Origin of the sequence: Bradyrhizobium sp. NBAIM14, from assembly GCF_020193895.1 — a bacterium.
Lineage (GTDB): Bacteria > Pseudomonadota > Alphaproteobacteria > Rhizobiales > Xanthobacteraceae > Bradyrhizobium > Bradyrhizobium yuanmingense.
The window spans coordinates 87,597-113,639 of the sequence record NZ_JADYVQ010000013.1 but is presented as its reverse complement, the minus strand read 5'-3'; the positions used below and the strand labels follow the sequence as shown (position 1 = coordinate 113,639).

The 26,043-nt window shown below is 60.4% G+C and carries 23 protein-coding genes; 20 read left to right on the top strand and 3 right to left on the bottom strand.

What is annotated here, in order from left to right:
• Positions 1-82 precede the first annotated feature (82 nt).
• From I6F28_RS26050 to I6F28_RS26000, 11 genes are all read left to right on the top strand, one after another.
• Positions 83-1,054 (top strand): ABC transporter substrate-binding protein, encoded by a 972-nt coding sequence (locus tag I6F28_RS26050; protein WP_225141811.1) that lies wholly within the window; start codon positions 83-85, stop codon positions 1,052-1,054.
• Positions 1,051-1,836, top strand: a complete 786-nt coding sequence (locus I6F28_RS26045) for an ABC transporter ATP-binding protein (protein ID WP_225141809.1) — start codon at positions 1,051-1,053, stop codon at positions 1,834-1,836. Before I6F28_RS26050 ends, I6F28_RS26045 begins: the two co-directional genes overlap by 4 nt.
• Complete coding sequence (locus I6F28_RS26040; protein WP_225141808.1) at positions 1,823-2,620, top strand: ABC transporter permease; 798 nt, start codon at positions 1,823-1,825, stop codon at positions 2,618-2,620. Before I6F28_RS26045 ends, I6F28_RS26040 begins: the two co-directional genes overlap by 14 nt.
• Positions 2,621-2,843: 223 nt before the next feature.
• Entirely contained in the window at positions 2,844-3,596 is a 753-nt protein-coding gene (locus I6F28_RS26035) for a pirin family protein (protein WP_225141807.1), read from the top strand.
• Positions 3,597-4,482: 886 nt separating this feature from the next.
• Positions 4,483-7,383: a formate dehydrogenase subunit alpha gene (locus I6F28_RS26030; RefSeq protein ID WP_524536115.1), complete on the top strand. Its 2,901-nt coding sequence runs from the start codon at positions 4,483-4,485 to the stop codon at positions 7,381-7,383.
• A 12-nt stretch (positions 7,384-7,395) separates the two neighbouring features.
• Positions 7,396-7,998, top strand: coding sequence for a formate dehydrogenase FDH3 subunit beta (fdh3B, locus tag I6F28_RS26025; protein ID WP_225141805.1), 603 nt, complete (start codon positions 7,396-7,398; stop codon positions 7,996-7,998).
• A 60-nt stretch (positions 7,999-8,058) separates the two neighbouring features.
• Positions 8,059-9,054, top strand: a complete 996-nt coding sequence (locus I6F28_RS26020; RefSeq protein WP_225141804.1) for a formate dehydrogenase subunit gamma — start codon at positions 8,059-8,061, stop codon at positions 9,052-9,054.
• Between the two features lie 81 nt (positions 9,055-9,135).
• A complete protein-coding gene (locus I6F28_RS26015; protein WP_225141803.1) occupies positions 9,136-11,151 on the top strand; it encodes a 4Fe-4S binding protein in 2,016 nt (671 codons plus the stop codon).
• A gap of 74 nt (positions 11,152-11,225) precedes the next feature.
• Positions 11,226-11,687, top strand: coding sequence for a DUF3305 domain-containing protein (locus I6F28_RS26010; RefSeq protein WP_225141802.1), 462 nt, complete (start codon positions 11,226-11,228; stop codon positions 11,685-11,687).
• A gap of 28 nt (positions 11,688-11,715) precedes the next feature.
• On the top strand, positions 11,716-12,093 hold the full coding sequence (locus I6F28_RS26005; protein WP_225141801.1) for a DUF3306 domain-containing protein: 378 nt from the start codon (positions 11,716-11,718) through the stop codon (positions 12,091-12,093).
• A 267-nt stretch (positions 12,094-12,360) separates the two neighbouring features.
• Positions 12,361-12,942, top strand: coding sequence for a TorD/DmsD family molecular chaperone (locus tag I6F28_RS26000; protein WP_225141800.1), 582 nt, complete (start codon positions 12,361-12,363; stop codon positions 12,940-12,942).
• A gap of 6 nt (positions 12,943-12,948) precedes the next feature.
• On the opposite strand, the gene I6F28_RS25995 is transcribed toward I6F28_RS26000, so the two are convergent.
• Positions 12,949-13,101 (bottom strand): hypothetical protein, encoded by a 153-nt coding sequence (locus I6F28_RS25995; protein WP_225141799.1) that lies wholly within the window; start codon positions 13,099-13,101, stop codon positions 12,949-12,951.
• A gap of 65 nt (positions 13,102-13,166) precedes the next feature.
• On the opposite strand from I6F28_RS25995, the gene I6F28_RS25990 reads away from it, so the two are divergent.
• From I6F28_RS25990 to I6F28_RS25955, 8 genes are all read left to right on the top strand, one after another.
• Entirely contained in the window at positions 13,167-13,373 is a 207-nt protein-coding gene (locus I6F28_RS25990) for a hypothetical protein (protein WP_225141797.1), read from the top strand.
• A 363-nt stretch (positions 13,374-13,736) separates the two neighbouring features.
• Positions 13,737-15,149, top strand: a complete 1,413-nt coding sequence (locus I6F28_RS25985) for a cytochrome ubiquinol oxidase subunit I (protein WP_225141795.1) — start codon at positions 13,737-13,739, stop codon at positions 15,147-15,149.
• Entirely contained in the window at positions 15,146-16,153 is a 1,008-nt protein-coding gene (gene cydB / locus I6F28_RS25980; RefSeq protein WP_249782072.1) for a cytochrome d ubiquinol oxidase subunit II, read from the top strand. The genes I6F28_RS25985 and cydB overlap by 4 nt, the downstream gene beginning before the upstream one ends.
• A complete protein-coding gene (locus I6F28_RS25975) occupies positions 16,153-16,299 on the top strand; it encodes a DUF2474 domain-containing protein (protein ID WP_225141793.1) in 147 nt (48 codons plus the stop codon). The genes cydB and I6F28_RS25975 overlap by 1 nt, the downstream gene beginning before the upstream one ends.
• A gap of 512 nt (positions 16,300-16,811) precedes the next feature.
• The gene (locus tag I6F28_RS25970; protein WP_346656749.1) at positions 16,812-17,564 is read left to right on the top strand and encodes a response regulator; all 753 of its coding nucleotides are present in this window, start codon (positions 16,812-16,814) and stop codon (positions 17,562-17,564) included.
• 169 nt (positions 17,565-17,733) lie between these two features.
• Positions 17,734-18,165, top strand: a complete 432-nt coding sequence (locus tag I6F28_RS25965) for a hypothetical protein (RefSeq protein WP_225141789.1) — start codon at positions 17,734-17,736, stop codon at positions 18,163-18,165.
• A 260-nt stretch (positions 18,166-18,425) separates the two neighbouring features.
• Positions 18,426-19,367: a cytochrome-c peroxidase gene (locus I6F28_RS25960; RefSeq protein ID WP_225141788.1), complete on the top strand. Its 942-nt coding sequence runs from the start codon at positions 18,426-18,428 to the stop codon at positions 19,365-19,367.
• Positions 19,368-19,381: 14 nt separating this feature from the next.
• On the top strand, positions 19,382-21,955 hold the full coding sequence (locus tag I6F28_RS25955) for a two-component system VirA-like sensor kinase (RefSeq protein WP_346656746.1): 2,574 nt from the start codon (positions 19,382-19,384) through the stop codon (positions 21,953-21,955).
• A gap of 35 nt (positions 21,956-21,990) precedes the next feature.
• On the opposite strand, the gene I6F28_RS25950 is transcribed toward I6F28_RS25955, so the two are convergent.
• Both I6F28_RS25950 and I6F28_RS25945 read right to left on the bottom strand, forming a co-directional pair.
• Entirely contained in the window at positions 21,991-23,232 is a 1,242-nt protein-coding gene (locus tag I6F28_RS25950; protein WP_225141918.1) for a multidrug effflux MFS transporter, read from the bottom strand.
• 93 nt (positions 23,233-23,325) lie between these two features.
• Positions 23,326-24,678 carry a glycosyltransferase gene (locus tag I6F28_RS25945; protein ID WP_225141786.1) on the bottom strand — a complete coding sequence of 451 codons (1,353 nt, stop codon included), beginning with the start codon at positions 24,676-24,678 and terminating at the stop codon, positions 23,326-23,328.
• A gap of 477 nt (positions 24,679-25,155) precedes the next feature.
• On the opposite strand from I6F28_RS25945, the gene I6F28_RS25940 reads away from it, so the two are divergent.
• On the top strand, positions 25,156-25,881 hold the full coding sequence (locus I6F28_RS25940; RefSeq protein WP_225141785.1) for a response regulator: 726 nt from the start codon (positions 25,156-25,158) through the stop codon (positions 25,879-25,881).
• Positions 25,882-26,043 lie beyond the last annotated feature (162 nt).

Here is a 26,043-nt window from a genome sequence, read left to right as displayed (position 1 = left end):
CGCCGCCATCAAGAGTGCGATGTCTGTCAGGGAAGAACGCGCCGGGTCGGCCGGATTCACGCGATTGTCGAGGGACTTGAAGATGAACGTGAACATCACACGACGTCAGGTGAGCGCGATGATGCTCGCCGCATTTGCGGGCGGGCTGCGCACCGCATCGGCCAATGATGCCGCGCCGCTGCGTATAGCGCACGATTTACCGGTGGCATGGCTACCATTGTTCGTCGCCTATGAGCGCAAGCTCTGGCAGGCCGAGGGCATCGCGCCGACCACCATTCCCTCGCCGCACGGCACCGCGACCCTGATCTCCGTCGCCGGCGGCGCCGCCGACATTGGTGTGTCGACGGAAATGTCGGTTTGCGTCGGTGCCTTCAGCAAGACGCCGGTCAAGATCATCGCGAGCTTTAACCAAGTTGAGAACATGGAATTGGCCTGCTCGACCGCAATCAAGACCCCGGCCGACCTGAAGGGCAAGAAGATCGCCGTAGTGCAGGCCAACCCGTCGCAATATTACTTCTCGCTGTTGCTGAAGAAATACAATCTTACCCCGTCGGATCTTTCCATCGTACGGCTAGGACCGGCCGAAATGATCTCCGCGCTCAACGGCGGATCGATCGATGGTTTCGTCTGGCAGGAGCCTTTCCTGACGCAGGCGGCCAAGCTCGAAGGCAAGAAGTTTCATCGCCTTGCCGAGCCCGGCCTGAACGCCATCTTTGCCTCGATCATCGTCAACGAGAAGACGCTGCAGGAGCGGCGTCCGGTGCTGGTGAAGGCGCTGCGCGCGTTGGACCAGGCCTGCGCCTTCATCAAGGCCAACGGCGAGGATTCTGTGCGGATCGGCGCGCAGTTCTCGCAGATGGATCCCGCGGTCGCTGCCGACGCGATAAGCCGGATGAAGATCGGTTTGTCGCTGGATGTTCCCATGATGAAGGCGAAAATGATCGACGAGGCCAATTGGGCACTGGCCGAAGGTATTGCCCGTCCGGGATCGCCGGTCCCCGAATACGCGGATTACCTCGATCCCACCCTGCTGGCCGACGCGAGAAAGACATGATGGCGCAAACCTTGCAGCAGCCGGCCTTCACCGCGATTCCCAACTTCATCAACGTCGATTCCGTTACCTTCCGGTTCGACCCGAAGCAACTTGCGCTTGGCAACGTAAAGCTAACCATTCCGCTCGGCCAGTTCGTCTGCCTGCTCGGTCCGAGCGGCTGCGGCAAGACCACGCTCCTCAATCTGATCGCCGGCTTCCTGGTTCCGACCGACGGCTATGTGTTCGTCAACGGCAAGGTTGTCGACGGCCCCGGTCCGGATCGCGGTATGGTATTCCAGGACTATTCGCTATTTCCCTGGTTGACCGTGCTCAAGAACATCGAGTTCGGACCCGGCATTGCCGGCATGAGCGCGTCGGCCCGGCGCGAGCGGGCCATGCACTATCTCGAATTGGTCAATCTTGGGCAGATCGCCGACCGCTACCCCACCCAATTGTCCGGCGGTATGAAGCAGCGTGTCGCGATCGCCCGGGCGCTCGCAGCCGGGCCCAAAGTCCTGCTGATGGACGAGCCGTTCGCCGCGCTCGATGCGATGACGCGAAGCAAGCTGCAGAGTGAACTGATCCGCATTCACGAACTCGAACGACCCACCATCCTGTTCGTAACCCACAACATCGACGAGGCGATAAGGCTCGCCGACCGCGTCCTGGTGATGTCGCCCAATCCCGGCCGCGTCGTATCCGATGTCATGATTGATCTGGAGAAGCCCCGTGCTCGCACCTCCGTCGAATTCGCTCGCTTCTACGACCGTTTCGAAACAGAAATCGGCCTTGAAAGCTCCTAGCATCCGGAAGGATACGCGCAGGGTCCGGAGCGCAGCCATCAGCGCCGCCGGCATCGGGGGGTTCTTCCTGCTCTGGCACTTGATCGCGACCAGCGGCCTGGTCGATCCGGTCATGCTGCCGTCGCCCGCCGAGGTCTTCCGCTCGGCATTCGCGATTGCGAAGACCGGCGAACTTCAGGGCCATATTCGTGCGAGTGTCTTCAGAATGGCGCTGGGTTATGCTGCGGGATCCGGCATGGGCATCCTCTTGGGAGTGCTGCTGGGCCGCAGTACCTTCCTGGAGTCGCTGGTTGGACCTATCCTGCAGATGGCGCGGGCCATCCCGCCGCTCGCGCTAGTGCCGCTGATCATTTTCTGGTTCGGCATCAACGAAGGCGCCAAAGTGTCCCTGATCGCCTGGGCGACGTTCTTCCCGGTCTGGATCAATACTCTACTCGGCGTCAAGGGCGTGAATCCGCTGTTCATCCGTGCTGGCCAGAGTCTCGGTGCGCGTCGCGGTACGCTGCTCCTCAAAGTCGTCATACCGGCAGCGCTGGCGCCGATCTTCTCCGGCATGCGGGTCGCTCTGTCGATCTCCTTCACGGTGCTGGTCGCGGCCGAGCTGGCCGGCGCGCTGGCCGGCCTCGGCTATCTGATCCAGATGTCGGCGCTGTCGTTCCGTGTCGACACCATCTTCGTCGGCATCGTCGTGCTCGCGATCCTCGGTTTTATCGCCGACACGCTTTTCATGATGCTGCTGTATTGGCTCTTTCCCTGGTACCGCAGCGAGCAGACAGGAAAGTAACCCGTGAGCAAGTCAAGGTTGCCCTAATTGGGCAGCTGCTCAAACGCTCAAGACACCCTCCAACCATCGAGTGAGCGGTCTCTCCATCTTCCGCGTCCCGCTTTTTGCGACACTGCTGTCCGCTTCCTAAGGCTACTTCGGGATTAACAGCGTCGATAGTTTAGGTACACGCAACGAGGAGCGCTAATTGTCCACTAGCGCTTCGAAACCAAGGATCTGAGCTATGAAGACTATTAAGATGAAGCGCGGCGCAAAACGTGGCAACCCGGATCGTGGATTTTCGCTCGAGATAATCTATCCCGGCCTGACGTTTGAAAGAGGCGATAGTGGCGTTGGAGCTATTGGCCGGATCGATCGGGCTCGCATTCACCCCGGGCACACGATAGCGATGCATCCTCATCGTGACGACGAGATTCTCACCTATGTGCGAGTCGGGTCCATGCTCCACAAGGACACTGTCGGACACCGTGAGGAAATCCGGCCTAATCGGCTAATGATGATGAATGCAGGCCATACATTCCAGCACGAGGAGACGATCCTCGGGAGCGAACCGCAGGAAGCCCTTCAGATTTTCCTGCGCCCTCGCGCGACATCCCTTGAGCCGAAGGTGCAATTCCATGACTTTGGCGAAGCAGTTAGCGTTGACGCTTGGCGTCTCCTCGCCGCTCCGAGCGGCGCACCGCTAGAGGTGCGTGCTCAAGTTTGGGTACAGGATACACGATTGTCCGGTGGCAAGACCCTATCGTTACCGCAAGTCCAAGCGCTCGGAGCTACACGATTGCTCTACGTGTTCTCGGGAGATGTGCGTGTAGGCGATCTGGTGCTCGAGGCTGGCGAAGGCGCGTTCCTCTCGGAACGCGAAGTCGAGGTAGCATCGAATTCCGGCGCCGATCTGGTGTTGTTCACGACGGACGAAAAAGCGCCGGTCTTCAAGGGTGGAATGTTCAGCGGAAACGTGCTGGTCATGACTGCCTAGTAATCCGAGGTGCCGTTCCGGTGAAGCCGGGACGGCACCCCTTGCGATTCCGATTAAGACGACAAGCGCCGGTTGACGATCATCGCTCCATTGACGGGTGAGCGCGCACCAAAATTGCTGCCCGACCGCTTGCCCCATTGATCGATCTGCGGTTTTCTCATGCATAAAGCGGCATAGAGCCGCTTCTTTGTCTTTGGCTGTAGCCGTCGAACCCGCACGGCGGCAGCCAACCTCGTCTAGTGGCCTCCGAAATCAGACCTCTCAGACCTGAACATACGGCACGGGCCGGCCCCTTTAACGTAAACATCCTCGCGGAAGGTCAAATCAACCTATCGCCCCTGCCTGCTCGAAGAGGCACACCCCACATAGAAGCCGACACGAAGTCTGATCCGACGAAGTTGTACTACGTGCGACGATTGAAGGGTCATAGCGGAACCAATGGTGACGGCGGTCCTTTCTCGGTTGGCTACTTATACGATGATATGATTCCCTATCTGGGCGCTCGAGGCTACCCAAGTAGCTCCAGAAGTAAGGCTGTGCGGCATATCGATTGATGTCGATCGCTTACTTCAGTTCGGCCGTCGCTGGTCGTTCCATCGGGGAGTGCACTTCATTGAAGGATGATCAAGCACCGAAGCTGATTCGACGTGACATACTTTGGCTCACTTTTGTTAGTGTCTGCACATTGGCTGCGGGTCCGGTCATGTCGACGGCGGCTGCGGCGAAGCTTGTCGATCTTGATCAGAAGCGTAGGGCTCGCTATCGACCTGACTCACAGGAAGTCAGGAATTTCTATCGCGTAAACAGCTATCCTGCTCGATAGGAGGCTTCCGTGCTGATCAGGAAGTCTGACCGTCGGCCAGAGCGTGCCAACCGAATCGATGCGGTGACTGACGAAGCATCGGGGAAGCTGGACAGGCGCACATTTCTGAAGCAATCGGGAATTACGGCTGGCGCATTGGCGGCGGTGGGTGAACTTGCGCTGCATAGCGTGCGGAAGGTAGAGGCGGGACCACCGCCGCCCGTCGGCGCGTCGGTTACGATCCGGAAGAATATCTGTACGCATTGCTCGGTCGGCTGCTCGGTAATCGCCAAGGTCGCCAACGGCGTGTGGATTGGACAGGAGCCCGACTTCGGCAGTCCGGTCAATCGCGGTTCGCATTGTTGCAAGGGTGCTGCGGTTCGCGACGACGTGCTGAACGAGCGACGCCTGCGCTATCCGGTCAAGCTCGTTGACGGACGGTGGACGCGTATCTCTTGGGAGAAGGCGATCGACGAGATCGGCGACAAGCTATTGGACATCCGCCAGAAAGCGGGGCCCGACTCGGTCTATTGGCTCGGTTCCGCGAAGTTCACCAACGAGGCCGCCTATCTCAATCGCAAGCTCGCGGCGTTCTGGGGCACCAACAATTCCGATCATCAGGCGCGGATCTGTCACTCGACAACGGTCACCGGCGTAGCCAATACCTGGGGTTACGGTGCGATGACCAATAGCTACAACGACATCCGCAACGCCAAGACCATCCTGCTCATGGGCGGTAATCCTGCCGAAGCTCACCCGGTGTCCCTGCAGCACATTCTCGAAGGCAAGGAGCTCAACAGCGCCAACATGATCGTGGTCGATCCCCGGATGACGCGAACGGCCGCGCACGCGACCGAGTACGTCCGGGTTCGCCCCGGCACGCATATCGCCACGATTTACGGCATGTTGTGGCACATCTTCGAGAATGGGTGGGAAGACAAGGAATTCCTCAGTCAACGTGTCTATGGACTTGATGAAGTCCGAAAGGAAATTGCAAAGTGGCCTCCCAAGGAGGTCGAGCGCGTTACCGGCCTGCCCGAGGCGCAGGTCAAGCACGTCGCCCAATTGTTCGCGACGCAGAAGCCGGCCACGCTGATCTGGGCGATGGGGCAGACCCAGTTCGCCACCGGAACCGCCAATGTCCGGGCCAGTTGCCTGTTGTTGCTCGCCACCGGGAACGTGGGGATGCTAGGTGCCGGCGCCAACATCTTCCGCGGTCATACGAACGTGCAAGGCGCGACCGACCTCGGTCTCGATGTCACCTCCTTGCCGCTTTACTATGGCCTGGCTGAAGAGGCTTGGCGGCATTGGTGCCGGGTGTGGGAGGTCGATTACGACTGGATGAAGTCGCGTTTCCCCGACAAGAAGCTGATGGAGACCCCGGGGATCCCGAGCACGCGCTGGTTCGACGCAGCCTTGCTGCCGAAGAATCAGATCAGTCAGCCCAATCCGGTGCAGGCCATGTTCATCATGGGACACGGCGTCAATACCATCACTCGAATGCCTGAGGCCGTGAAGGGCATCGAGAAGCTCGAGATGCTGGTGGTCTGCGACCCCTATCCGACAGCGTGGTCGGTGCTGTCGGAGCGGAAGAATGGCACCTACTTGTTGCCCGCCTGCACGAGTTTCGAGATGGATGGCTCGCGCACCAACTCCAACCGCTCGCTGCAATGGGGCGAGAAGATCGTCGATCCGGTCTTCGAGGCGAAGAACGATTACGACACGATGTACATGCTCGCCCGCAAGCTCGGCTTTGCCGACCTGATGTTCAAGAACATCAAGGTCGAGAACGGCGCGGTTTCGGCGGAGGACATCCTGCGCGAGATCAATCGCGGCGGTTGGTCGACCGGATATTGCGGACAGTCGCCGGAGCGGCTCAAGGCGCATATGCGCAACCAGCACAAGTTCGATCTGGTAACGCTTCGGGCGCCGAAGGACGATCCCGAGGTGGGCGGGGAATATTACGGCCTGCCATGGCCATGCTGGGGCACGCCGGAATTCAAGCATCCGGGCACACCGATTCTCTACAACACCAATCTTCCCGTGAAAGAAGGCGGCGGCACCTTTCGCGCGCGGTTCGGGGTCGAACGCGTCGTCAAGCGCAAGGTGGTGGAGAACGGGCAGGAAGTGGAGCGGGAAGTTCACGATAATCTCCTCGCAGAGGGCTCGTACTCCGTCGGTTCGGAGATCAAGGACGGCTATCCCGAATTCACCCTCGGCGTGCTTAAGAAGCTCGGCTGGGACAAGGATCTCACCGCGCAGGAGCTCAAGGTGATCGCGCGCATCAATCCGGTTGATCCCGACAAGGTGTCGTGGTCGACCGATCTTTCCGGCGGCATCCAGCGGGTCGCGATCGAGCACGGCTGCTCGCCCTACGGAAACGCCAAGGCTCGCATGATTGCGTGGAATCTTCCCGACCCAGTTCCGGTGCATCGCGAGCCGATCTACACGCCGCGGCCCGATCTCGTAGCCGACTATCCGACCTTGCCTGACGCGAAGCAATTCCGTGTGCCCAATATCGGCTTCTCCGTACAGAAGGCCGCTGTCGACCGCGCAATCGCGAAGCAGTTCCCGCTGATCCTAAGCTCGGGCCGCCTGGTCGAATACGAGGGCGGTGGCGAGGAAACACGGTCAAACAAATGGCTCGCCGAATTGAAGCAGCACATGTATGTCGAGATCAATCCGGCGGATGCGGCCGAACGCGGCATCGTCGACGGCGGCTGGGTCTGGGTGACGGGTGCGGAGAACGGCTCGCGGGCCCGGATGAAGGCGCAAGTGACCGAACGCGTCGGCAAAGGCGTGGCCTGGATGCCCTTTCATTTCGCTGGCTGGTATGAGGGCGCCGATCTCCGCGCGAAATACCCGGCGGGCACCGATCCCATCGTGCTCGGTGAGAGCGTCAATACGCTGACAACCTATGGCTATGATCCTGCCACCGGCATGCAGGAACCAAAAGCCACGCTGTGTCAGATCAGGGCCGCGTGAGAGGTTGGACCGATGGCGCGCATGAAATTCCTCTGTGACGCGGACCGTTGCATCGACTGCAATGCCTGTGTGACCGCCTGCAAGAACGAGAACGAGGTGCCCTGGGGCATCAACCGGCGCCGTGTCGTCACAATCAACGACGGCCAGCCCGGTGAGCGGTCAGTGTCGATGGCCTGCATGCACTGCACCGATGCGCCTTGCGCCTCGGTGTGCCCGGTCAAATGCATCTATCCGACCGACGACGGAATCGTCCTGCACAATAAGGATCTGTGCATCGGCTGCGGCTATTGCTTCTACGCCTGTCCGTTCGGAGCGCCGCAGTATCCGCAGGTCGGAAACTTCGGCTCCCGCGGCAAGATGGACAAATGCACCTATTGCGCTGGCGGCGGCGGGCCAGAGGGGCCGGGCAGCGCCGAGGAATATGCAAAATACGGCTCGAACCGCTTCGGCGAAGGCAAGCTGCCGATGTGCGCCGAGATGTGCTCGACCAAGTCGCTGCTCGCGGGCGATGGCGACATCATTGCGCAACTCTACGAGGAACGCGTCAAGAAGCGCGGTTACGGCTCCGGTGCCTGGGGCTGGACGACGGCCTATCACGAGGACGTCAAGACTTAACGACCCGCGCTTGCTGCCGGTGGGTGCGCGAAGATTAGAGACGAAGATTGGGTATCCACCATGACGGCTTTCGCATGCATTCGCAACATAGCGTTCCTGCTGATGCTGCTCGGGGTTACGACAGCATCAGCGTTCGCCCAGAAGTTCGGGCCCGACGGGGCGCCCAATCCGACCGCCAGCGTGACCGACCAGAAGATGCTGCTCGAGCAGGCCCCGCGCATCCAGGGCCGGATCGACATTCCCGACGTGAAAGCCAGCGTGCTGATGCAGCCGATGGGACGAACCTGGGATTATTTCCACGAGGTGCTGTTGCGCTGGGGCGGCGCACTGGTCATCGTTGGCACGGTCGCCATGCTGGCGCTCGCCTATCTGATTATGGGCCGGCTTCGCATCGAGGCCGGGCGCTCCGGACAGACGATCGTCCGCTTCAAGGCTTTCGAGCGGTTCTGTCACTGGTTGACCGCTGTGTCGTTCGTCTTGCTCGGGTTGACGGGCCTGAACGTCACTTTTGGCAAGGTCCTGCTGCGGCCGCTGGTCGGCCCGGAACTGTTCTCCGACATTTCCCAGATCGCGAAGTACGTGCACAATTTCACGAGCTTCGCCTTTCTGACAGGCCTTGTCCTGATCACGGTTCTCTTCTTCAAGGACAATCTCCTCCGGAAGGTCGACATCGACTGGGTCAGGCAAGGCGGCGGCTTCATCAAGTCGAAACATGCGCCCGCGGGACGCTTCAATCTCGGTGAGAAATTTGTCTACTGGCTATCGGTCGCCGCTGGCCTCGCTGTCTCCGTATCGGGATTCGTGCTGCTGTTTCCCTTCTACGGAACCGATATTGCGGACATGCAGATCGCCCAGATCGCGCACGCGGTCGTAGCGATCCTGTTCATCGCGTTGATCCTGGGACACATTTATATCGGCACGCTCGGTATGGAGGGCGCGTTCGAGGCCATGGGCACCGGCGAGGTCGATATCAATTGGGCCCGAGAGCACCACGATCGCTGGCTGACCGAAAAGCTCGCCGAAGGCAGGCAAACGTCGGTAGCGCAAGCGGAATGAGGCGCTTCGAGGAAGTAGGATACCGTGACTAGCGTCCCGAAATCTGACAGGCGAATACTGATCTGCTCCTGCGAAGGGTCGATGCCGCTCGACGTAACTACAATCAGCGGCGCCTGTCGCGGTGGCGTTACCGCTACAACGCATCTGTGCAGCACCGAGTTGGACCGGTTCAAAGCTGTTGCCAACGAAGATGTTCCGCTCACGGTAGGGTGCACGGAGCGAGCGACACTGTTTAGGCAGATAGCAGCCGAAAATGATCGCTCCAATCCGATAGAGTTCGCCAATCTCCGCGAGACCGCGGGTTGGTCCGGAGATTCCGATCGCGCCGGACCGAAGATGGCAGCTCTGCTGGCCGCCGCGACCGAAGCCACCACACCAGTGCCAATGGTCCAGCTGGAAAGCAGCGGCATCATTTTGATCTACGGTCGAGACGAAGCTGCGATCGAGGCTGGCGAGCTACTGAAGGATCATCTCGACGTCACGGTGATGATCGTGCCACCAGCCTCTATTACGCCGCCGCGCGGGGCCGATTTTCCGATCGCCAAGGGTCGGATACGAGCCGTCAGCGGCCATCTGGGTGCGTTCAACGTGGTGGTCGACGATTTCGTCGAAGCTGCAAGGTCCTCGCGGCGCGTCCTGACGTTTGGTCCATCGCGGAACAACGCCCGTTCGGTATGCGACATTGTACTGGACCTGACTGGCGGGCCCGCGCTGCTTCCGTCAGATCTGCGCGACGGTTATTTGCGCGCGGACCCCGCCAGTCCGGGCGCAATCCTCCGGGCTGTACTCAAGGCGCGCGATCTCGTCGGGACTTTCGAGAAACCGCGCTACATCGCTTTCGACGCCGGACTTTGCACGCACTCTCGGTCGAAACAGATCGGGTGCACCCGTTGTCTCGACGTCTGTCCTGCCAGCGCGATCGCGCCTGCCGGCAACCATGTGGCGATCGATCCCAATATCTGCGCGGGCTGTGGCCAATGTGCAACAAGCTGTCCCACCGGAGCCCCGTCATATGCGCTGCCGCCCGAAGACGCACTAGTCAGAAGGCTCCGCGCCATGGTGATCGCATATCGTCAGGCCGCCGGTGAGCGGGCCGTTGTTCTTGTCCATGACGAGAGCCACGGTGCACAGCTGATCGACGCGCTGGCGCGATTCGGTGCCGGCTTGCCGGCAAACGTACTGCCATTCGCGGTTAATGAAGTTACGCAGGTTGGGCTCGAGACCATCATGGCGGCTTTGGCATACGGCGCCTCAGCGCTGCGCTTCCTGATACGCGCAAAACCGCGCCATGACGTCTCCGGAGTGACGCGGACTATCGCCCTGGCTGAGCCTATTCTTGTCGGGCTCGGTTTTGGCCCCGACCGCCTCTCAGTCATCGCGACCGATGATCCTGACCAACTGATCGAGGCGCTCGGCAAAGCTCCGGCCGACGCGCCGGCGCCACACCCTACGAGTTTCCGCCCCGTGGGCCCCAAGCGCGACGTGTTGCGTTTTGCACTCGTCGAGCTTCACCGCGCTGCACCTGCACCCGTCGATGTCGTTCCGTTGCCCGCGGGTGCCCCGTTAGGGGCCATCGAGATTGATGCGGCGGGCTGCACGCTTTGTCTATCGTGCGTCTCGGCCTGCCCGACCGGCGCCCTGCGCGACGACCCCGAGCGCCCGGCATTGCGGTTCGTCGAAGACTCCTGCGTTCAGTGCGGCCTGTGTCGGACGACGTGTCCGGAGAACGTCATCACGCTGGTGCCCCAGATCGATTTCCGCGCTAGTCGCGCGCCGATTAAGGTCCTCAAGGAGGAAGAGCCGTTTTGCTGCATCCAATGCGGCAAGCCGTTCGGCGTTAGGAGTAGCATCGAGCGTGTAATCACCAAGCTCGAAGGCCAGCATTGGATGTATTCGGGCTCGGGTCAGAGCCTGGACGCCATAAAGATGTGCGGTGACTGCAGGGTCGGATTTATCGTGGCAAAGGGACCAAGGCTCGACAGTTCGCCAAGTCGGAAAGTCCGCACCACAGATGATTTCCTGCACGATTCGATGCCAAGAGATCGGACGGCATCCTCCGTAGGCCCATTCGATCACGATCTGTCCGAGCAAAGTTAGAGCGACGCATACTTCTGGGATGTCTATTGCATAAATCTCGCATGTCGCGAACTGAGATTAAGGGAGATAACAGGGTGATCTCTACTACTCTTGTAAGCATCGTCGTTGGGGTCGCAATAGAACGACGTAAGGCGAACAGCCAATGGCTCGATTTTCTGTGGCGACCTGCTTTTGTCTTCGCAGGCGAGCCGTCTGCAAAACCGTGGACCGTAATCGGAGACAATGGCAAAGCTAAGCTGTTTTACGCTGGCGAAGCTGTTATCGAGTTGCATCGCACCGAAACCACCGGCTACCGCGAAAATCTGTCGTCTGGCTCGCCCGCGCTTTGGGTCAAGGTTCGGCCTACAGGGTCAGATCCCCCATTAGAGTTGGTTGCGATTACTGCCGATCCGGCGGAAGGCGAGGCGTTTACCGATTCAGGCGATAGTCTGGTGGAAGCCGTGCCTATGCCGATCGGAATATACAATATCATCAGCCGTTTCGTTGCCGAGCATCACGTAGAGCGCGCTTTTGTCAAGCGACAGCGTATACGTTAGTGCTTCCTTGTTTTTGAGGGGCAGAATAGTGCGAGACGGTACTGTCTTTCTTCGATGGGCGCGGCTTAAGCAAAAGATAAAGGGGCACGATAACTCTGTACCGCAGCAAAAGGCCGCGCGGAGCGCGTTTCAAAGTAAGGCCGATGGCGCATTTGCTCCAGCGGTTTTGCCGGCGGTCGAATCAATTTCCGATCGGACTGACATCTCCGCGTATCTACGCTGCGGTGTTCCGAAGGACTTGGCGCGTGCAGCACTACGTCGAGCTTGGACTGCTGACCCAGCCATCCGCGACTTCATCGGGATTGCCGACAATCAGTGGAATTTCAACGATTCTGACGCAATGTCTGGATTTGGGCCGCTCGAGTTAACTGCTCCGATCTGGTCGCGTATTTGCAGAAGAGAGTGAGGCAGGAACCTGCCTCAATTGGAGATCCGCCGACGCTGGATGGGTTGATGTTCTGGCCGGAGGTTCTACCAACGAGCTCTCTCATCGAGCCGTCGGGTCCGCCTACCTGGCCAGTGTCGAAGTGACGGGCTTAAGGTCTCTGACTGCCCCTGTATAACTCCGCGTTCGCCAGCTGTGGCGGCCGAAATCAAACTTCCGCGGACGGCGGAGCGCCATGGTAGCGCTCTGCCGTGCTAAAGCGGGCGAAGTCGAAATGGGAACGTAGTTGTGGAGATCAAAGACGAGCTTGATCTGGCTAGGTCGAAAGAATACGCCTTGCTGGCGGCACTGCTGACGCGCAGCCCTGACGATCTCCTCTTGCGTCGAATCTCAGCAATAGAGGCAGATCAAAGCCCGTTGGGAGTAGCGCACGCCAACCTTGCTCATGCGGCCCATCGGTCAAATGAGCAGACCGTTGCGCGGGAGTTTTTTGCCCTTTTTTCAGGTTTGGGCGAAGAGGCGTTGCTCCCCTACGCATCCCACTATATGTCGCATACCTTGTATGGCAGGCCACTGGTACAATTACGTGAAACATTGCTGTCGCTGAACCTTGCGATGGCACAAAATCAAAACGAGCCGGAAGATCACGCGTCACTGGTGTGCGAAGTCATGGCCGCCATTGCCAGCGGGCGCGTCTCAGTGGACGCTGGTGCTGAGCGTGTCTTCTTTCACGAACACGTCTCAAGCTGGATGATCCAATTCTTCGATGATCTTGAACGGACAAGATCAGCAGACTTTTACGCCGCGGTCGGCAAGGTTGGGCGAACGTTCATCGATATCGAACTGAAAGCGTTTATACTCACTAACTAAACGGCGCTATCCGTAATCAAGCAAAAAGTCGAAAAGGAACATCATTTCATGCGGGCTTTCGTCGCTTCGTTGCTCTGCGTCGTCCTTATCGCGGTCGCCTCTGCGGCTGTCATCGAGCGCTACGTGCAGGAGACCGTCCTTGTGGCGTTCGCCGAACATGGCGTGCGCCCTTGAAATCGTCATTGTCCATCAAGTGATAAGCACGCGCAGGTCAGGACTATTTGATGGTACATTGTTTTGGTGCGTCTTTTGTTGTCTTGGTCCTGATCATGGCTCTTTCGATCGTTTATGTGAGGCGACCGCAGTCTACAGAGTTGTATGCTGCGGCAATGCCGTCTTTGATCGAGATGCACGACCGTGCAGGCGTTCACGGACTTTCCGACGACAATCTAGATGATCAAGCACTTGTTTTTCCGGGCAAGCCAGAATGATATTTTGTGCTGCTCGGCCGAACCTCGTTTACCCAGCTGAACAGATGTCGAAAAGAAAAGCGCAAGTATGCGTGTTCCGTCTCCGATGAATTCGTGAGCCAAGCAAAGACGAAGCGAGAACAGGGAGCAAAAAAGGCAGACTATGGTTTGGCCCTCAGTGTTGGGGGCGCCCGACCCAGGACGATATTTTCTCGCAACATTGCGCTCCTTGCTCCGGTGCTGCGATGTTTCGGCAATCTTGGTCGAGGCGAACGCAAGGTACGCCCCAGTTGACTCTTCTGTCGTCTATCATCCTTACGGACTAATTGTTGAGCCGTCATTGTGGGCTAGAACACAACGGCTGTTGTACGCAGGAGAAGGCAGATGTCGGAAGGTTGGGACGCGACGACGCTCGCCCGGGCGCAGTTCGCTTTCACGATGTCGTTCCACATCGTGTTCCCAGCCTTTTCGATCGGGCTCGCCAGTTATCTCGCGGTCCTTGAGGCGTTATGGCTCGTCACCAAGCGCGAGGTCTTCATCAACCTGTTCAACTATTGGCTGAAGATTTTTGCCGTCGCCTTCGGCATGGGCGTGGTATCGGGCATTGTGATGTCCTACCAATTCGGCACGAACTGGTCGGCCTTCTCCGACAAGACAGGGCCCGTGATCGGTCCGCTTATGGCCTATGAGGTGCTGACGGCGTTCTTCCTCGAGGCGGGCTTCCTCGGCGTCATGCTGTTCGGCCTCGACCGCGTCGGCCCGAGGCTGCATTTCTTTGCGACCCTGATGGTCGCTATCGGGACGCTGATTTCGGCGTTCTGGATCTTGTCCGCCAATTCCTGGATGCAGACGCCGGCCGGCCATGCCGTCGATGATGCAGGCCAGTTTGTTGCGGCAGACTGGTTAAAGGTGATCTTCAACCCGTCCTTCCCATACCGTCTCGTGCACATGGTGCTTGCAGCCTATCTCACCACCGCCTTCGTAGTCGGCGGGGTGGGTGCCTGGCATCTGCTGCGCGACCAGCATCTGGCCGGCCCGCGCGTGATGTTCTCAATGGCGATGTGGATGGCGACGATCGTAGCGCCAATCCAGATTTTTGCTGGCGACCAGCACGGGCTCAATACGCTGGAGCACCAGCCGGTTAAGATCATGGCAATGGAAGGCCATTTCGACAGCCATAAGGACGGCGCACCGCTGTACCTGTTCGGCTGGCCCAACCTGGCCGCAGGTAAACTGGATTACGCGATTGGCGTACCAAAGCTGGGCTCGCTGATCCTGAGACATTCGCTCGACGCGCCGATGGCCGGCCTTGACACTGTGCCGCGCGAGGACTGGCCGCCTGTCCCGATCACCTTCTGGTCGTTCCGCATCATGGTCGGCATGGGATTGTCGATGATGACGCTTGGCCTGCTCAGCCTGCTGATGCGGTTTCGCGGTGCGCTGTATAGCTCTCGCTTGCTGCATCTGATTGCTGTGGCGATGGCGCCGTCGGGTTTTGTCGCGGTCCTCGCTGGCTGGATTACCACCGAGACCGGCCGACAGCCGTTCACCGTATATGGCCTGTTGCGGACCGCTGACTCGGTGTCGCCGCTGGCCGCGCCCGCGGTCGGCTCGTCGTTGATCGCTTTCATCATTGTCTATTTCGTCGTGTTCACCGCAGGCGCGATCTATCTGCTGCGCCTGATGGCACAGCCGCCGCATCATCGCGAGCAGGGGCCGCGCAGCGACGTGCCGGCGCGCGCCGCCGGTATCACGCCCGCCGCTGCCGCCGCCGCCGCCGAGGGAACGCTGAGATGATCACCATCGATCTTCCCGTGATCTGGGCCTTCATCATCGCGTTTGCGGTGTTCGTCTATGTTGTGATGGATGGTTTCGACCTCGGGCTCGGCATACTTTTTCCGCTGTTTCCGAAGAAGGCCGACCGCGACGTCATCATGAACAGCGTCGCGCCGGTCTGGGACGGCAACGAGACCTGGCTGGTGTTGGGTGGCGGGGGCCTGATGGCGGCTTTCCCGCTGGCTTATGCCGTCCTGATGCCGGCGCTCTACACGCCGATGATCGTGATGCTGCTCGGCCTCGTGTTCCGCGGTGTTGCCTTTGAATTCCGCTGGCGCACCCGGAGCGAACGTAACAAATGGGACCTCGCGTTTGCCGGCGGCTCACTGCTGGCCACGCTGGCGCAGGGCATTGCGCTCGGTGCTATCCTGCAGGGCGTCCGTGTCACCGAGAGGCATTACGCCGGCGGCTGGTGGGACTGGCTGACACCGTTCTCGATCTTGACCGGCATTTCACTGGTCATCGGCTATACGCTGCTTGGCGCCACCTGGCTGGTGATGAAGACTGATGGCGAATTGCGCGCCCGGGCCTATCATCTGAGCTGGCTGCTTCTGGTCGCGATGTTGTGCGCTATCGGCATAGTCAGCATTGCAACCCCGTTCCTGAGCGTGCAATACACCCAGCGCTGGTTCGGCTGGCCGAACATCATCCTTACCGCGCTGGTGCCGATTGCAGTGGCGGCCGTTTCCGCGCTACTGACGCGCAGCCTCGCCAATAAAGATGACTACAAGCCGTTCTTCCTAACGCTCGCGCTTTTTGCGCTGTCCTACGCGGGGCTCGGCATCAGCATGTATCCTTACATCGTGCCGCAGACTATAACGATCTGGCAGGCAGCCTCGCCGCACAACACTCAGCTATTCATGCTGGGAGGCGTCGCGATCCTGATTCCTCTGATCCTCGGGTACACCGCATGGGCCTATTGGGTGTTCCGCGGAAAGGTCAGGGCTGGACAAGGCTATCATTGATGGCAAATGGACCCCCGGTGCAGGATCGGTCAACTTCAGGAACGCTGGCGCAGCGCGTGCGTTGGTTCGCGGTCCTCTGGCTCGGCGGCGTCGGCACCGTGCTGCTGATCTCCTACGGACTGCGGCTATGGATTGCGCCAGAATAGCATGCGCTCGCAGCTCTTGTGCTGGGACGCGAACCATCGGCAATGCCGCTGGCCGAACGCGCCAAATGGAATGATCCTGTCGACGGGTTGGGTCTCCGGCGATCGGATACCAGTTGAAACTCCGTGTTATTCGAGATCGGGCGTCGGCATCATGACGTCGAGCAGGCGCTCAATGCGAAAGGGATCGACGTCGACCGTGCATTTGCGCCGTTCGACTATTGAGTGCGTATCTCAATCAACCTGCCTGCGGAGAAGGCGCAGGCGGCTGTCGGGGATCTGTTGAGAAAATCCTGATCATACGAGTGGGTTTTGTTGCGATTGTAATCGTCTGGAAATGGTGCTGCTCTGCGCGGGCAGAGCGCCAAGCCCGATGCTCCCTAAGTCGGCTCTCGGAAACGTGTGCTGCAATTTCGGGTTGCCGTCTTATATGTTTGCGGCGAGCCGGTAAGATCGGAGTTACGAAAGCTGAGATCAAGCCGCGCTCGCCGTCTAACTGGCACTAACGCGGTAAAATCGGTTCCTTGCCCCCAAGCGACAGCTCAGAGCGCCGGGTGCCATTATGTCTCGTCGTCGAAGACGACATGACCATGCGGCATCTGGTGACCAATTATCTCGAAGACCACGACATTCGGACTCTCTCTGCTTCGCGACGAGAGGAAGTCCCGGCTCTCCTTCTCCGCAATCCACCGGACCTCGTAGTGCTCGACCTTCGTCTCGGTCAGGAGGATGGTCTGGATCTGCTGCGCGAGATACGCGCGCAATCGGATGTGCCGGTCATCATCACGACGGGGCATCGGCGCGACGAGATCGATCGCGTGGTTGGCCTCGAACTCGGAGCCGACGATTATTTAACGAAGCCTTTCAGCCTAAGGGAGCTCGTCGCTCGTATCAGAGCTGTTCTGAGGCGACGAGAGGCCGCTCCGGTCGCGGTCCAGCGTGATGTCGAGGAGGGCCGCTGGCGTTTTGGCAGTTGGCAAATCGATCGGCGCTTGCGCCGCCTGACCAACGCGAAGGGCGAGCCAATCGCCCTCACAAAGGGTGAATATGCGCTGCTGATAGCCTTTCTCGATGCGCCGCAGAAGCCGTTGACCCGCGAGCATCTGCTGCAGGCGACGCGTCTGCACGACGACGTATACGACCGGAGCATCGATGTGCAGGTGCTTCGGCTGCGCCGCAAGCTCGAGACAGATCCAAGCGCCCCATCCGTCGTCCGGACCGAACGTGGTGTCGGCTATGTCTTCACGCTATCTGTGGAGCGGCTTTGACGATGGGGCAGTAAGGAGCCGCTCATTCGGTGACGGGCCGGGAACATCGCTCGCCCTTTCGAAGGCTCCTGGGATTCGTATTACAGATGTAGCCTTTTCGGCTCGCGTTGGAATGTCCCGGAAACGCGACGGCTGCAGAGTCTCCCATGCTCACGACACGGAGACGATCATGCTACCGCTCAAGAAGCCGACGGGCGACGATCTACAAAATGGCATGCCGCCTCGATCTGGCAGGCGAACTCGCCAGGAACAAACGATCGTTAAGGCGGGGTTCTTGCCCCGGCTATCACGGATCAATCAAGCGGCGCTTCAACCCAAGCTGGGAAGGCGCATCAGGGAGGGTTTCGCGGGCTCGGTGATGTCCTTGGCCGAACCAATTGCCGATGCTGCACTCGCCGTCGGCTCCCTGCTGGTTGCGGAATTTCTTGCCAGCTGCGCCGCCTACGCCTGTGCGATGTATTCATCCCGCAATCTGGCGGAAGAAGGCGAAGCGCCGGTCGCGCCCAGACTCGCTCTTGATCAGCCGAGGAGTGATTGGGCGCAAGGGCACGCGGGGAAGCCTGCGCTAGATCGTCCGTCGGCCAAGCCTGTTGGTCGATGACGTGGAATCGCATCGGCCGCTACCGCTTCGGGATGCGGCGCCGTTGATGTACGACAGTCCGCCCGTCAGTGGTTTCTTGCTGCCGTCCCCAGCCTGGTATGCGTCGATTGTGCGGCGACGCTGGGCAGATCGATCGCGCGCGCAGGCCTGTGCGCCGCGCTGGGACCGAACTGCAGGCAGATCGACGATCGGCTCCTGCGAGACGTGGGGATCGGTCGTCTCGATATTGAAAGCGCAGCCAAAGGGAAAATCAACCTGGGATGAAGTGGATATTGGTAACCGTCTGTGTATCGACCTTGCTTGCAGGAGTGAGGGTCGGCCCCGAGCCCTCGAGGGGACGGCCTTCGACGGCTTCGGCCGACGCGGATGGTGAGCCGATCACGCCGATCCCGCCGCCGCCGCTGGCTGATCCTCTAAAGCTCGCTCTGGGCGAGCGGTTGTTCGGCGATACGCGGCTTTCCGCCGATGGGACGTTTGCATGTTCATCCTGCCACGACATCCGCACCAATGGAGCAGATGGGGGGAAGAGGCGGAATCCAGAACCAGGCCAGCTCGACACGCCCACCGTGTTCAACGCAGCGCTGAGCTTTCGTCTGACGTGGGAAGGTCGCTACCGCACTCTTGCCGATCAGGCGGAAGCCTCGATCAGAAGTCGTGCCAACATGCGCAGCACAATTGAGGACGCCGTGCAGAAATTGCGGGCGGACACGGCTGTGAACAAGCAGTTTCGCGTTGCTTACGGCCGCGACGTCGATCGCGACAGCCTGCTAGATGCTATCTCGACGTTCGAGAAATCCCTGCTCACTCCGGACAGCCGCTTCGATCGGTGGCTCGCAGGCGATGCATCCGCACTCTCCCCGGCCGAACTCTTAGGCTACAAGACCTTCAAGGCTTTCGGCTGCAGCGCGTGCCATCAAGGCGTCAATATCGGCGGCAATCTGATCGCTCGTCAGGGCATTTTCCGTCCCCTGGTTGCAGGCGGGCCGTTCCGGGTTCGTGTGCCGAGCTTGCGCAATGTCGCCGTGACCGGCCCATATTTTCACGACGGAAGCGCGGCCACTCTCGAGGAAGCTGTGCGTCGGATGGCGGCTGCGCAGCTCGATCGGACATTGAACGACGAGCAGGTTGCCTCGCTGGTCGCCTTCCTGGGCACCTTGACCGGCAATTTTCGTGGCAAACCCGTTCGCGAAAGGACGCCATGAGAAGCGCGCGATGGGTGCCAGTCGCGATCGGGCTGTCGGTTCTGCTCACCTGGTTCTCGTGGCGCGCGGCGAATCCGGAGGCGGAGCTTTATGACCGTGCACTGGCCGAGATCGATCGCTTTGGCATGATCGAGGACACGCTGTACCGTGACCTCTTCACCGCCCGCGCAGGCCTGCTGCGCAACTATGATCCCTTGGTCAGTGAGATCGATGGGCTACGTCAGGCCATCGCCCGCTTGCGCGCAACTGCCCAGGTCGACAGCCAGACCACTGAGACGATCAACCGGCTCGCCGCTTCGGTGGATCGCCAGGAGGAACTGGTCGAGTGTTTCAAGAGCCGGAATGCGGTCCTGCACAACTCGTTGTCCTTCTTCACACGGTTCGCGGTGAATTCGGATCAGCACGATCTGGATTTCGCCATCAGGTCGGCCGCAACGGCCATCCTCCACCTGACACTGGACACGTCGTCGGTTGCGGTCAGGGAAGCCGAGGAGCGTCTGGATGAACTGGATGCGCAGGCGACCGGATCCGGGCAGGTGGCTCTGGTCGAGCCCTTCCTCGCTCATGGTCGTCTCCTGCACAGGTTGTTGCCTTCCGTCGACGACATCCTGAAAACGACACTGACGCTGCGACAAAAGCAGGATCAGGAGACCTTGCGCACGGCGATCCTGCACCGGGGGGTTGCCTCGCGACATTCGGCGCGTGTCTATCGCGTGATGCTCTACGGCTCCTCGATCGCGCTGATAGCGCTCCTGATCTATCTGGGTCTCCGGTTGAAATCACGCGCCAACGCGCTGCATCGGCGCGCGGCGCTCGAGCACATCATTGCGGACATCTCGATGGGCTTCATCAATGCGACTCCGCAAGGCATTGAAGCGGAAATCCAGCGAGCGATTGCTTCGTTCGGGACTTTTGCCGGATCCGATCGCGTCTATGTCGTCGTGTCCGGCATGACGACAGAGTGCTATCTGTGGCATCAGCCGGGCAGGGAGTTTCCGCCCGGTTGGCCCGAAGGCGCAATCGATTTGGCCTCCCGGATGGCCGACGGGGAAGGCGTCGTCCACGTGCCCGACGTGCGCCGCATGTCCGTGGGCGACAACAAGATCTTCCTGGAACGCATGGGCCTTGGGGGATGGGCCTGTGCGATCAACAGCGATCGCCAAGGTCGCATGATCGCCTTCGGCTTCGATGCCGTCGGTTGCAAATGTCGCGTGGCTCATACCGACGAGCTCGTTCTCTTGCGCATGGCTTTGGATACCTTCATCCATGCGGTCGAGCGACGGACTGTCGAGGAGGAACGGAACCGGCTGCAGAAGCGCTTGCAGCAGGCGCGCCGCATGGAGAGAATCGGCACCTTTACCAGCGGTATCGCGCACAACTTCAACAACATCCTGGGAGGCATTCTCGGGCATGCCGAAGTGATGGAAGAGCACGCCCGTCTCAGTTCGCCGCTGGTGCGCCATCTCGCCGGGATCCGGCGAAGCGCGGACCGCGCCCGCGACCTCGTCAGTCAAATCCTGATATTCGGTCGTCGCAGCGACATCCGTCGGAATCCCGTCAGCATTGGGGCGCTTGTCGCCGAAACAGTCTCGCTGTTGCGCGTTGCGCTCCCGCCCCGGATTGAAATCGTCGTCAGACAGCATCCGGCAGGATTGATCGTCTCTGGCGATAGCGTGCAGCTGCAACAGGTCATCATGAACCTGTGCAACAACGCGGCGAACGCGATACCGGAGACGGGGCGAATCGAGATCGAGATCGAGCTGCACGAGGTGCTCGATCCGACCTGTCTCAGCCACGACACGATCGAGCCCGGCCAGTACGTGCGAATTTCCGTTTTGGACACGGGAGTGGGCATGGACGGTGCGACACTAGACCGGATTTTCGAGCCGTTCTTCACGACGAGGTCCAGCGGAAACGGATTGGGACTCGCAACGGTCAAGGAGATCATCCTCGATCACGGCGGAGGCATCAACGTGCGCAGTTGTCCAGGCGAGGGCAGTCATTTCGACATCTGGTTGCGGCGGGCAACGGCAGTGGTCTCTGCGGAGCCGCCGCCGCCGGCACATCTGACGGGACAAGGCAAGGTCGTGATGCTCGTAGCCGGTGACCGTCATCGCCTGCTCACCGACGAGGAAATGCTGGCTGCGCTCGGCTTCGAAGCCGTGGGCTTCGCGACGGTCGAAGCTGCACGTGCTGCGGCCAAAGCAGCTCCAAACCGGTTCGACATCGTAGTCGTCGGGCCGGTCTGCGCACTGGGGCAATCGCCTGAACTTGCGACCATGCTGCATAACGAGCTTCCGTCTGTTCCGATCATCCTTGCGACCAGAACGGCGTTCGAGATCAGCGCCGATGCGTTGTTGGCAGCCGGAATTTCCGACGTGGTGCGTTGGCCCCTCGTTGCCGAGGAGATTGCCATCGTCCTGTCGCAGGTCTTCCGGGCCTGCGAGCCCGGGGTTTCGCGACGGCCGAAATCGCAAGCCTCGGTGGCGCTCGCCAATGTGATCGCGTGCGGAGGAATGGAGGAGACGGAGGACCCGGCGCGCCAAACCGGCAGTATGACGAATGGACCCAAAGGGAAAGGCGGGTGAAGCGCGACCGCGGAGCGGGAGAAAGGTTAGATAAATTAGCAGCGGGGATTCCGGATCGCGCCGCTGGTATCGATCGTATGCAGTCGCAGCCGACGGTTGGCGGGACGGGCGACCAGGAAATATAGGAAGAGTGCGAGGAGCGACGACGCGGCCATGACCGCCGTCATCGAGAACGCGGTCCGTCCATCGAAGCAAGCTGCCACCAGTCCGCTCGATATGGCCCCGGCGATGAGTTGGATGCTTCCGGCAGCCGCGCTGACGGAACCGGCGATGTCGGGAAGATGTTGCATCGTGGCGCTCGTCAAGTTCGGCAGGCTGAGCCCGAAGCCCAGCGCGACCGCCATCAGCAGCGCGGCAACGGGCCCCGTGGGCATCCACCCGGACAATGTCATCGCCAGCAGGGCGACGCTGGCCGCTGCCGACAGCGTCAGCCCGGTGGCGAGCATGCCTGCCGAAGATATCCCACGCCGGGCCAGCCGCCCGTCGAGGAAGGCGCCGGCCATCACGGCAGCCGAGCAAGCGGCGAAGATAAGGCCATATTGCCCAGGTGAGAGACCGACGGCTCCGACGAAGAAGAGGGAGGATCCAGTGACGTAGGCAAACACCGTCGCGCCGCCGGCCGCGCCGACCAGAATGTAAGAGAACGACCCCGGATGCGTCAGGACGCGGTGATAGCTTTCGATCACGGCGGTGGGCACCAGGCGGGCGGACGGAGCGATCGTCGCGGTGTCGGCGAAGCGAAACATCACCACCACGAGCAGCATGAAGCCCATCGTAGCCTGGGCCGCATAGATCGACCGCCAGCCGGCGGTCGCAAGCAGGGCGGCGCCTGCCGTCGGAGCGATCACCGTAGCGATGTTGACTGCGACCATGACGTTGGCGATTCGGGCTCGTGCAGCGTCGCCAGTGAAGAGATCACGTATGATAGCAAAGATGGTGATGGTCGCGGCGGCGCCGATACCTTGAATGAAGCGGCACAACAACAGAACTTGCAGCGAGCTGGCAAGCGCACAGCCGAGACTGGAGGCGACGAACAGCGCAAGGCCAAATGCCAGGACCGGCTTCCGGCCGAAACGGTCCGAGACGGGTCCATAGATCAGCGGAGCTGTTGCAAGGCTGACCATGAAGGCGCTCACTGTCAGCCCGACGTCCGATGCTCTCGCGCCAAAGGTGGTGCCGGTGGCTGCCAGGGCCGGCAGATTGATGTCGATGCCGGAATACGGCACGGTCGCCAGCATCCCGAGCAGCAGAACGTAGGCGAAGGAGTCAGGTTCCATGCGCATGAACGAACATCCGTGGTTATTGACGAACCCTGATGGCGGGGACGGAGGGCGGTGGCACCGTCCTCCGTGCCGCGGCTGGCTACCCGATCACCCGCGCCGGCCGGCGCGCCGATCCCGGTTCGGCGCGCCCGGGCGGACGCGTGACAACCTGTTATCGTCTGCAACGAGTTCGCGGATGATCCGGTGAACTTCCTTCCGCGTATCGATCCCTGCAAACTCGTCCGCGATCTGCAACGCGCGCAATCGATAGCGTGGCACGTCGAGCACTGTCCGCACCGCCTCGCGCAAAGCTTCCGGCGTCGGCTCGTTGGTCGCTAGGTCGATGCCGACTCCGGACCACGCGACCCGCGCGTTGACGTCGGCCTTGTCTTCGGTCAGTCCTGCGGTAACCAGGGGAATGCCGAAGCTCATAGCCTGGTTGACGCTCCCGTAGCCGCCGTTGGTGACGAGCACATCAACCTTCGGTAGTAGCCATTCGAACGGCAAATAGCTTGCGACACGTGCGTTCGACGGCACTTTGCCGGGAATGGCGTCGGTCGTACGGCCGCCCGCCGTCGCGATCACCAGGATGTCGGGCTCGTTGGCGAGAGCTGCCAGGGTCGGGGCGACCAGCAAATTGAAGTTGTGATTGGCTACTGTCCCCTGCGTCACCAGCACGACTTTGCGCGAGCCGTCGAGGTCCTTCGCCCAAGGCGGCGGCGGGACCTGGTTAGCAATGATCGGAGGCGTCCCGACGAAATGCACCGAAGATGGCACGTCGCGTGGAAATTCGAAGCTCGGCACCGATAGTTGCAGATAGGAATCCGCGAGAGCGACCACGGAATGGAATAGCGGTATCGCGATCGGTCCGACTCCGAGACCGTGCAACGCGCGGTTCAGGCGCAGCAAGACCGGTTGATCGACAACCGAGTCATACTCCCGCGCCAGGGTTACATACCGATCCCGGTCCACGTCAGTTTTTGCCGGTGGCAAGCCGAGGAAATTAGGAGCACCGTCCTCACGGGCCCAATGCAGAATCGAGGTGCCGCACAACGCGATGGGGGGCCGATGAGAGCGCGGTCCGAGCAGCATCGGCAAGATACCGAAGAGCATGTCGTCGGCGACGATGATGTCCGCGGGAAATTGCCGCAACGCCTCCAGCAGCCCCTGGTGCTGCGCCGGAATGGCGTCGACGAAGATGCGCTCGAAAGCGACACGCAGCCACTCCAGCCCCGGGGGAATGGCCTTGAGCTCGGGGACCAGCGAGAAGACGTCGTTCGGATCGAAATCTGCGCCCTCGGGAAAAGGAAAGAACTTGATGCTGCTGGCCTCGACGCGGGCCCGAAAGGCTGTGCCTGTCACGAGTGCAATCTCGTGGCCTTCGGCAACCAGGATTTGAGTGATCGCCAGCAGTGGATTGAGATGGCCCGTTGCGGGCGTTGACGCGATAAGAATCTTCATATGAGCTGACCTCTTGATGATCGGGTGCGCGGTCGCTACAGGGCGGCCGATTTACTGCGCAAGCCGAATTGACCGGATCGCCGTTACACAAGCGCTTCCGCCAGCCATCGAATCGTTACACCGGAAACGCATCGTGACGTGGTCGGGGCCGACGCTACGCGGACAACCGATCGGATTGCCGCAAAGACTTGCGATCGCAGCGCGAGCAGCTGCTCGTGAAAACGGAAACGTAACGCCTTTCCGCTGGTGCGGCGGTCCGAGTGTCGGGCGCCGTCGAGTACGGCATGGCGCGGATCACAATGCTTCACGTTTGCGACATCCGGCGGACGTGGTCGCAGAAACGGCGGATTACGGAATCATTGGGGCGCGAGAGACGGTGCCGACGCGTCGCAACGTTCTGTCGTCGCTCGGTTCTCTTGAGCGATACTCGATCGTGAACTTGGTTCTGCTGGTGCCGTCAGATATTGAGAGTGACATATGTCTGCAGAGGTCGGCCACATAGTGGTTGTCGATGACGATCCCACTTTGCGGCAGATGGTGATCAGATACTTGGAAGAGCACAACATTCCGGCCAAGGCGGCTGTCAACAGGTCTGAACTTAATCGACATCTTGAGACCGGCCAGCCCAACCTAATCATCCTCGACCTGCGCCTCGGTCAAGACGACGGTCTGGATCTGTTGCGAGAGATCCGCTTGCATTCCGATGTGCCGGTAATCATTACGACTGGCCACCGTCTCGACGAGATCGATCGTATCGTCGGCCTCGAGCTCGGCGCCGACGATTACATCATCAAGCCCTTCTCCCTGAGAGAGCTCATGGCACGCGTCCGGGCAGTGTTGCGCCGGCAAAAGGCGAGCCGTGTTGCGCACGCTCCGGCTCTTGAGCGGGGAGGTTACCGATTCGACGGTTGGAAGCTCGAGCGCCGTAGCCGAAGGCTCGTCGATCCAAATGAAGTGACGGTCCCGCTCAGCAAAGGAGAGTATGCCCTGCTGCTTGCCTTCCTTGATGCGCCTCAGCGTCCGCTGACCCGTGAGCATCTGCTTCAGGCGACGCGGGTCCATGAGGACATTTTTGATCGCAGCATCGACGTCCAGGTGTTGCGACTGAGGCGAAAGCTTGAGGTCGATCCGACTGCACCGCGCGTCATCCAGACCCAGCGCGGTATCGGCTACGTCTTCGCAGTTCCGGTGGATTTGTTCTAAATACGTTCGGCTGATTGCAGTTGTAACGCTTTTGTCGAGAACGGTGATCTCGGTGTAACGGCGGGCTTGCACATTGGTTACCACTAACAGCGTGTGGGCGATCAATGATGATGACGCATTCTCGAAACGTGGCCAGGCTCGGACCGGAGCTGTGCAACCTCG

Bases quoted from the DNA above. Each gene is read 5' to 3' on its own strand.
- I6F28_RS26020 (WP_225141804.1), top strand. From the start codon at position 8,059: ATGACGGCTTTCGCATGCATTCGCAACATAGCGTTCCTGCTGATGCTG.
- I6F28_RS26050 (WP_225141811.1), top strand. From the start codon at position 83: ATGAACGTGAACATCACACGACGTCAGGTGAGCGCGATGATGCTCGCC.
- I6F28_RS25975 (WP_225141793.1), top strand. From the start codon at position 16,153: ATGGCAAATGGACCCCCGGTGCAGGATCGGTCAACTTCAGGAACGCTG.
- I6F28_RS25945 (WP_225141786.1), bottom strand. From the start codon at position 24,678: ATGAAGATTCTTATCGCGTCAACGCCCGCAACGGGCCATCTCAATCCA.
- I6F28_RS26045 (WP_225141809.1), top strand. From the start codon at position 1,051: ATGATGGCGCAAACCTTGCAGCAGCCGGCCTTCACCGCGATTCCCAAC.
- cydB (WP_249782072.1), top strand. From the start codon at position 15,146: ATGATCACCATCGATCTTCCCGTGATCTGGGCCTTCATCATCGCGTTT.
- fdh3B (WP_225141805.1), top strand. From the start codon at position 7,396: ATGGCGCGCATGAAATTCCTCTGTGACGCGGACCGTTGCATCGACTGC.
- I6F28_RS25995 (WP_225141799.1), bottom strand. From the start codon at position 13,101: ATGTTCGGCGAACGCCACAAGGACGGTCTCCTGCACGTAGCGCTCGAT.
- I6F28_RS25960 (WP_225141788.1), top strand. From the start codon at position 18,426: ATGAAGTGGATATTGGTAACCGTCTGTGTATCGACCTTGCTTGCAGGA.
- I6F28_RS26015 (WP_225141803.1), top strand. From the start codon at position 9,136: ATGCCGCTCGACGTAACTACAATCAGCGGCGCCTGTCGCGGTGGCGTT.
- I6F28_RS25985 (WP_225141795.1), top strand. From the start codon at position 13,737: ATGTCGGAAGGTTGGGACGCGACGACGCTCGCCCGGGCGCAGTTCGCT.
- I6F28_RS25950 (WP_225141918.1), bottom strand. From the start codon at position 23,232: ATGGAACCTGACTCCTTCGCCTACGTTCTGCTGCTCGGGATGCTGGCG.
- I6F28_RS26035 (WP_225141807.1), top strand. From the start codon at position 2,844: ATGAAGACTATTAAGATGAAGCGCGGCGCAAAACGTGGCAACCCGGAT.
- I6F28_RS25965 (WP_225141789.1), top strand. From the start codon at position 17,734: ATGCTACCGCTCAAGAAGCCGACGGGCGACGATCTACAAAATGGCATG.
- I6F28_RS25990 (WP_225141797.1), top strand. From the start codon at position 13,167: ATGGTACATTGTTTTGGTGCGTCTTTTGTTGTCTTGGTCCTGATCATG.
- I6F28_RS25940 (WP_225141785.1), top strand. From the start codon at position 25,156: ATGTCTGCAGAGGTCGGCCACATAGTGGTTGTCGATGACGATCCCACT.